The following is a 7,825-nucleotide window of genomic DNA, read 5'->3' as shown; positions in this document are numbered from 1 at the left end:
GGGCCCGCGGAAGAATGACTCGGGTGTTTCGGTGAGGACTGGGCGCCGCTGGCGAGGCGCGACGACGAGGAATACTGCGGGTATTTCGAGGAGGAGCAACATAGCCAGCGGTGGTCAGAACCGGCGAAATGGATGAGTTATTCTTCCGCGGGTCCTACCGTCTTCGTTTCGCCGGCTCCGCAAGGCACCCGCCAGAGCTTACCAGCTCGGGCCATGGACGTGCATGCGACGGCGAGCGAGCTCCATTGGCTGGCCTTTTCGAGGGCCTGAGAGCACGTACCGATCCCACGAGGAAGAACTCGGCACAGGAGTGCTTGAACGCGGGAGCCGCATCGTCGTCTGCGCGCTCGGCTTCGCAGGCCGCGCTTGGGGGTTGTCAACGAGCACAGGGTCTTATGTGGTTAAGGGGAGACGGACCAATCGCCATCGTGCAGCGATCAGGCGCTGCCAGAGAGGACGCCCATGACCATCGCCAGCCACATTCTCTTGGGCACGGATTTCTCGCCGGCCGCGGAAAGCGCCGCCAAGCTGGCGGTGCAGCTCGCCAATCTCACGCGCGCGAGGATCACCGCGGTGCACGTATACTCGCCCGCACTTCTGGGGCCCCCGCCCGGCCTGACTACCCTGGAGCGCAGCAGCCAGGAAACCCAATTCGCGCTCGAAAAGGCGTTGACGCAAGCACTGGAAAAGCTGCGGGACGATCAGATCAAGGAAGTGGCGGACACCCAGATCAAGCTGATCGCGGAGGATAGCCCGGCTGACGCCCTCACCAAGTACGCAAAGGACAACGGCGTGGACCTGATCGTCGTGGCCTCCCACGGCCGAACCGGGCTCGCGCACCTGCTGATCGGCAGCGTGGCCGAAAAGGTAGTGCGCCACAGCCCTTGCCCCGTCATCGTCGCCCGCTAAGTCACCGCCCGACCGCCCAAGTGCGCTATTTCTCTGCGCTGCGCTCCGTGGCTGTGAGGATTTTTTCGAGGACGCAAGCCGGCCTGGCGCCATTCTCGAAACCCCCAAGTTCCTGTTCAGAATGGATGCCAGGGCGAGCGCGCCCGCAGAAAATACCGCAGGAATAGCAGCGCTATTTCTCTGCGCTGCGCTCCGTGGCTGTGCATTTACCCCTGCACCTCCGTGGACCGCGCCGGTCCACTACGCAGCGCAGGGCTACATACACAGAGCGAGGATTTTTTCGAGGACGCAAGCCGGCCTGGCGCCATTCTGGACAGGAACTAAGTTACAAGGCGCAGGTGCGGGGCCGGAGCATACGCGCGGATGTGGCCGCTGTCTTCGGCCACGTACAGCCAGCCGCGGCTATCGACCCGCATCCAGTCGGGAATCAGCTCGCAGGCCGTCACTGCAGCCAGCAAACGACCGTCGGCTGGCCGTAGCAGATGAACCTGGCTCGCCGGTACGAACAAGCACCCGTTGCGTAATACAGGCTCGAGCTGCCGCGGCACATCGTCGGCGAGCGCGTTGCCGAGCTGCTGCTGCCACAGCGGCTCCCCGGCGCGCAGGTCGAACGCACTCACCCTGCCCGTGCTCGCGTTCGAAATCAGCATCCGATCCACCGCCATGACGCTGGTGCCTCCCGAAACGCCGGGATCGGCACAAGACCACAGCTGCCGGCCGCCGATGGGATCGAAGCCCACGAAACGACCGCGGCGACTACCCTCCAGCGCCACCGCCACGGCGTTGGGCGTAGCCAGGGGCTCGGTCGCCGGGTTCGCCCCAAGCCGTCGCGTCCACAACTCGCGACCCGAGAACAGATCCAGCGCGTGGAGCATGGACGTCGGTGCATTGGGGTGATCGGCAACCGCGTAGACTCGCTCCGCGTGGACACTGGGCGTGAGTCGGAAGCGGCCCTGGCCGGACAAACGCCACACCACCTCGCCGCAAGAAATGTCCAGGGCATGCAGCGACGATTCGCCGCTTGCGATGACCGCGACGCGGCCAGCGCGCTGGACCCGCAGCGGTCCGCGGCCCCTGGCCTGAAACATCCAGCGTGTTTCGCCGGTCCGCAGATCAACTGCCACCACACGCTGGGGGCCATCGCTGAGCAGCGCCAGCGGGGGCAGCTGGCCGCCACCTGCGAACATGCACAGCGGATGCGGACTCGGTGCGGATCCGAGCTCTACTTTCGCGACGATGCCTCCATCCGACACGTCGCAGATCTCCACGGCGCCGTTGCTCAGAAAACGCAAAAGGGCCGTGCCCGCCATGCGTGTGACGCATTTCGGAGTAGGCTCGGACCAGATCAACTCCGCGCGCGCGGTCGTCATGGCCAGCGTGCGGCGCGAAGTGGCTGCCACGATGCGATCCCCGCAAAGGAACGTCGAGGCGGTATCCAAGCTGTCGATCTCGGCCGCCCAGCGCTCGGTGTAGCGGGGGCCCTTGGCCCAGCGCGGCGCCGAGTGCTGGCTCGCCGACTCCTCCGGCGCTTCCTGATCGCCACGGGGCACACCCAGGGAGGCGAGCCGCAGCCGCTCCGCGTCGTTGTTCTGGAAGCTGCGACCGCGCTGGCGACGGCGCAGGGTCCGCCTGAGCGAGCGGACCTGGTTGCGCAGCTCGATCAGGCGCAGGTTACGCGCCTGCCCCCGGTCAGCCGCCATCAGCATGCGCGCAAGGTCCGACGCCACACGCAGGATCGGCAGCCCCATGGCCGGCAAGTCGAGCGCCGGCAGCGTGAAGGTCGCGTTCGATCCCAACCCGAGCGTAAGCGCGAGCTCGCCCTGCCCATCCATGCGCGCCCCGACGGCGAACGAACCGCTGCGTAGTCGTACATGGGCCGAGCGTCCAGCCTGGCGTGCGTTGCTCAGCGCGCTGACGAGCTGCACCATGCGTTGCACGGGCAGCAAGATCGGACCGCGCGCCAGGGCCATGCGGCGTCCACGCGAGTAGCCCCACAATTCCCCGTCGAAAAGCAGAGCGTGGGTGTCCGAGAACGCATGAGCACCGCAGCCCGTGTCGGCTAGCACGGACAACGATGCGCTGAAGCCGAACGCCAGAGGGACATTGTCCCCCGGGTTTTGCTGGACACCACCGGCTCGCCGCACCACACGGGGGGTGGGACCGTCGTCATGTCGCACCCGTTGCGGGCCGGCCCGCTCGGCCAGCGAGTGCAGGGCGCGGGCGTCCGGGCACTGCTCGAACGCCGGGACGCTGCGCAGCGCGCACTCGACACAAGCGGCCAGGAGCTCGCCGAGGTCGATCTCACGGTCCAGGAAGAAGACCTCCGGGCAGCCTCCGGTCTCGTAGTGGCTTACCAGGACCTTGTCCCCGCGCCTGACGAAGGCGTACTCGGCCGGCGTCCTGGCCAGCGCGACCAGTGCCTTGCGGCGCGTGCCCTCTGCCAGCGCGCTGAGCGAAGAAATCAGGTCCAGCAGATTAGGCAGCTCGCCCGAGCGCTGCGGCTGATTTGCCGCGAGCATGGCACGTAGCCTATGGACCGGGGCAGAGGAGGCGAAGCTTGATGCACGTGCGACGCTGGAACTGGACACGAAGAGATCACCTTGGGTCATAGGGGCTGCTGATCGGTTTCGAACGGTGCAATTGAAATGGTATGCGGCTCGCGGCGAGCGCGTGAAATAAAAGGATCGCTCGCCGGCGCTGGCAGCTTTCTTGTGTTTCTGGTGCGACCTTGGACACGACTACACCGACCCAAGTGGTGGCTGTGGCCGCCATGATCTTCAAGAAAGGCAAGGTCCTGGCGCTGCGCAGGGCGGCGCACAAGGATGCAGGCCCCGGCTTATGGGAGACCGTTTCGGGCCGTGTGCAATCGGGAGAGCAGCCGCTCGACGCCGTGCGACGCGAGATCGCGGAAGAAAGTCGACTCGAGGTCGAGCTCGACGAGCGTCCAGTTACCGTCTATGCCGCCCGACGCGCCGGTCAGCCCATGATCGTCATACTTTATCGGGCGAAGTTCTTGCGCGGCCGGGTACGACGTTCGCACGAGCACGACGCGCACGCTTGGTGGACCCCGGCCGAGTTCGCCGAAAACTCCCAGATCAAGACCCTGGCCAAGGCCGTGGCACGGGCGGTAGAGCTCGAATGAACCGGCGCGGGCTACCTGCGGGGGCCGGTGCTCCCGGATCCGGATCACTGGCACACTACCTGCTTTGCACCGCTAGCATGCTTGAACCCCAACGCTCGCGTGGCACATCCTGGCACAAGGTCATGCTCCGGGCCCCTTTTTTTTGCCGCATCCGCTACGATAGGGGCCCGTCCTGGAATAGTTTATGCGTTTGGACCAGGACCGGACGCCGCTGGCAAGGCGCAACGGGCGCGAAGGATCCCATGATGCGACAACGACTGCTGATGGTCACGTTGAGCGCGAGCCTGGCTGCGCTTGCTCTCGGCTGCAAAGAAAGCGCTCCCACAGGCTGCTTGTACGGTGGGCAGCTGCGCGTTGTCGGAGACACCTTTGCTGCGTTGGACGGCTGCAACACCTGCACGTGCGAGCCGGACGGCAGGGTGGCCTGTACCTTGCGGGGCTGCGCGCCCGACGGCGGCACGGCTGGAGCCTGTCAGCACGCTGGCAAGGAATACCAGGCGGGGGATCGCTTCCCCGCAGGTGACGGCTGCAACGAGTGCATCTGCCAGGGCGACGGCTTCGTTGCCTGCACCCGACGGGCTTGCCCTGACGGGGGGGTCATGTGCATGTACGGCGGACAATCCTACCATCCCGGCGACTCCTTCCCCGCCACCGACGGCTGCAACAGCTGTTTTTGCGGCTCGGATGGGCAGGTCGCATGCACCTTGATCGGATGTCCGCCCGACGCCGGAGTCGCGTGCATGTACGGCGGGCAGTCCTACCGTCCGGGCGATTCGTTTCCAGCAACCGATGGCTGCAACACCTGCTCGTGCAACCCGGACGGCCAGATCGCCTGTACCCTGATCGCGTGCGCGCCGGACGCGGGGGTCACGTGCATGTACAACGGCCGCGTCCATCAAGTGGGTGATTCGTTTGCAGCCGTCGACGGCTGCAACACCTGCTCTTGTCTGCCGGATGCAACGGTCGCATGCACCGAGATCGCCTGCCCTGTCGACGCTGGCACTGGCTGCGCCTACGACGCTGCGCACTACGCACCGGGTGAGTCTTTCCTGGCTACCGACGGCTGCAACATGTGCTCGTGCCTCGCCGGCGGCACGGTGGGGTGCACGAAACGCGCCTGCAGCTGCGCTTTGGTCAAGCCCCGCTACGACGAAGAGCTCGCGCGCATTCGCATGTGCACGGCCGCGAGCGATTGCGGGCAGGTGCTGCAGGGAACCAGTTGCGGTTGCACGCGCAATCTGGTTGCTCGCAAGGACGCAGTTACGACCGATTTCTACCGGCTCTTGAATGTGAAGCTCGCCGGCGCGCGCTGTGTGGAGCCTCCGGCCTCGACCTGCGACTGCCCGCCGGTGGCAGGTTTTGCCTGCGAGCAGAATACCTGCACCTGGAACTACATCAGGCCCTAGAGCGTGCGCATGCGCGTGCGATCACAGCGTCCATGGCCGCGACGAACCGCTGCGGGCTGTGCTGGCGTCGAATGTAGTCCTGTCCACGCGCCGCCATCTCACGGCAGCGCACAGGCGAGCTCAGGGCCTGCACGACGGTGGCGGCAAGGGCACGCGCGTCATCGTCAGGGCTGACCCACACGATCTCGGAAAGCGGCAGGCCCGCGGCAGCCCGGTGGACGCTGACCGTGGGCAGCGCGCGCGCCAGAGAATCGAGCAACTTGACCGGCAGGCCGCCCGGGACGCCACGTGGAACGAGCGCCAGGTCCGCGGCACTGTGGACGGCGCGTCGCGCCGCTTCGCCCGCAAGGGAGGCAACGCGCAGGCGCGCGCCCAGACCCGCCTTCACCGCTTCACGCCTGAGCCTGCCCGGGTCGGACTCGGTGGCCACCACAAGAAGCGTCTTGGGACGCGAGCGCACGATCGTGCTCAGGCTGTCGATGAGCAGCTCCCACCCCTGATACCGATCGAGATTCCCCGCGTAAAGCAGCACGGCATCGTCCAGGCCGCAGCGGAGCGCCCGGCGAGCCTCACGCCGGTGCTGGTCGCTCGCGGCGGCGCCGACGCTCCATGGCAACGGCAGCAGCATGGCATCGACGCCGTGACGCTCGCCAAGCTGACCGGCTAGCAGCGGGGATATCGCGGCGACAACCGCTGCCGAACGCATGAGTACGCGGTCGGTGTGGCACCCCAGGAGCCTGCTGGTCGAGCTCAACGCCGCGGGCAGGTAGCTCGGCAGCTCCAGCTCCAGATCGGTGTGCGCGACAAACACGAAGGGCCTTGCACGCGCGAGCAACGCTGCAGCTGCGGCTTCCACGTGATGCGCGACCACCACCTTGGGACGCTGCCCGCGCAAAAGTACGCGCAGTGCGGCGGCCAGCCTGAGGTCGAGCGCAAGCTTGCGCAGCGAGGGGCCCGACCTGAGCGAGCGCAGGCGTGGAAAATCGGCCACGCGATGCACGACAAAAGCGCACTTGGGTCCCTTAGCCCCATGGGCGTAGGTCAGCAGCTCGGCTTGGCGCTTCGAGCCCGCGAGCGCATCGAGCATGTGATGCAGGGCAGCCTGGGTGCCCTGCGGGCTCGGGAAGGGCAGGGCTGCGACGTGCAGCGTGTCCAACCATGGCGCGCTCGGCCTGCGGCTCATTCCAGGTAGCCGAGTGCCCGCAGCCGCGCCTCCACGCGGGCCTCGTCGCCCTGGCGTGCCGAGCGTTGCACCGGCGCGCCAGGCAGGCGTCGATGCGTTGCCGCGCGCTCAGGGCTTCCAAAGGGCAGCACCCTGCCGGAGCCTTGCTCGAGGGGCGCGATCCCGAGCCGGGCCAGCACGCTGGCGGTAGCGTCCGCCATCTCGGCATCAAGCTGTCCGCGAGCCTGCACCTGAGGCCCCGCCATGATCAGCAAGCCATGCGGCCGATGACTGCCCGGAAGGCTTCGACCTTTGCGCCCCAAGTATTCGCTCGGCGCAAGACGGCGAAAGGGGCCCGTTCCAGCGGGCGCGCCGGCCGACGGCATCATGTTGTACGAGTATCCGCCGTCGAGCTCGAAGCCCAGCAACAGATCCGGCGCGCGCGAGAGGTAGGGGCCGCGATAGAGCTGTTCGCGCGACTTGACCCAGGCCACGACCGGTCGCCCCGTCCACGGGTCGCGCAGCCCGGCCAGCAGCTGCTCGACGTCACGACGCACGCGGGGCGCATCGCCGGGATGCAGCGTCCCATTGGGCTCGCGGCCGCGCAGATTGAAATGCAAGGCGGGAAAGTAGTTCAGCTCGTCGCTGAAGACCGTGGTGCGAGCCATGTCGATCGCACCGAAACGTGAACTGGACTCGAGCAAGCCGGGCAGGCGAGCACCTGCAAAGCGGTACACGCGCTCGCGCAGCCGAGGGGGCAGCTGGGTCAGTGCCGTTTCCTTCAAGCCACGTGCGAGCCCGGCCGTGGCCGAACGGTGCATTCGCAGCAGGCCCGCCTGCTCGAGGACGCAATTGAGGTACAGCACCTTATCGGAAGAGCCCCCGGAGCCGTGGTCGCTGACCACGGTGACCTCGGTGTCCGGGCCGGCGGCACGAGCCAGCTCCGCCACGGCCTCGTCGAGCGCCTCGTAGACGCGAGCGAGCCCGTCGCGCTGCCGCGCATTCACATGGCTTGGTCGCCGTGGCGACCCTGGATCGTGCAAGGACCACAGATGGTGCGACGCAGTGTCGCTCTCACCGAAATAGAACGCGAACACATCCCAGCTGCGTCGCTCGAGCAGCCACAAGCCAAGCTCGGTCTTTCGTCGCACGCGCCGCACCAGCGCGGCAGGCAGCCGCTCGTGCCAAGCCTCGTGCCCCGCGGCG

Annotated in this window: 6 protein-coding genes; 3 read left to right on the top strand and 3 right to left on the bottom strand. The window is 67.1% G+C overall.

Annotated elements, in window-relative coordinates; translation table 11 throughout:
* Nucleotides 1-462 precede the first annotated feature (462 nt).
* Nucleotides 463-909, top strand: coding sequence for a universal stress protein (locus MJD61_03865; GenBank protein ID MCG8554413.1), 447 nt, complete (start codon nucleotides 463-465; stop codon nucleotides 907-909).
* A 320-nt stretch (nucleotides 910-1,229) separates the two neighbouring features.
* Here the strand turns inward: MJD61_03865 and MJD61_03860 are convergent, their stop codons facing one another.
* Entirely contained in the window at nucleotides 1,230-3,428 is a 2,199-nt protein-coding gene (locus tag MJD61_03860) for a PQQ-like beta-propeller repeat protein (GenBank protein ID MCG8554412.1), read from the bottom strand.
* Between the two features lie 209 nt (nucleotides 3,429-3,637).
* Here MJD61_03860 and MJD61_03855 point away from each other — a divergent pair, with 209 nt between their 5' ends.
* Together MJD61_03855 and MJD61_03850 are read left to right on the top strand one after the other, a co-directional pair.
* Nucleotides 3,638-4,051 carry an NUDIX domain-containing protein gene (locus MJD61_03855; protein MCG8554411.1) on the top strand — a complete coding sequence of 138 codons (414 nt, stop codon included), beginning with the start codon at nucleotides 3,638-3,640 and terminating at the stop codon, nucleotides 4,049-4,051.
* Nucleotides 4,052-4,293: 242 nt separating this feature from the next.
* Nucleotides 4,294-5,457 (top strand): hypothetical protein, encoded by a 1,164-nt coding sequence (locus MJD61_03850; protein MCG8554410.1) that lies wholly within the window; start codon nucleotides 4,294-4,296, stop codon nucleotides 5,455-5,457.
* Here the strand turns inward: MJD61_03850 and MJD61_03845 are convergent.
* Both MJD61_03845 and MJD61_03840 read right to left on the bottom strand, forming a co-directional pair.
* Nucleotides 5,447-6,640 (bottom strand): glycosyltransferase, encoded by a 1,194-nt coding sequence (locus MJD61_03845; GenBank protein ID MCG8554409.1) that lies wholly within the window; start codon nucleotides 6,638-6,640, stop codon nucleotides 5,447-5,449. The two genes, MJD61_03850 and MJD61_03845, sit on opposite strands and share 11 nt — an antisense overlap.
* A partial coding sequence (locus tag MJD61_03840) for an alkaline phosphatase family protein (GenBank protein ID MCG8554408.1) occupies nucleotides 6,637-7,825 on the bottom strand: 1,189 nt, incomplete at its 5' end. The genes MJD61_03840 and MJD61_03845, both read right to left, overlap by 4 nt.

The sequence above is a fragment of the Pseudomonadota bacterium genome, assembly GCA_022361155.1.
Classification (GTDB): Bacteria; Myxococcota_A; Polyangia; order Polyangiales; family JAKSBK01; genus JAKSBK01.
This window is presented reverse-complemented; position numbering and strand designations above follow the sequence as displayed.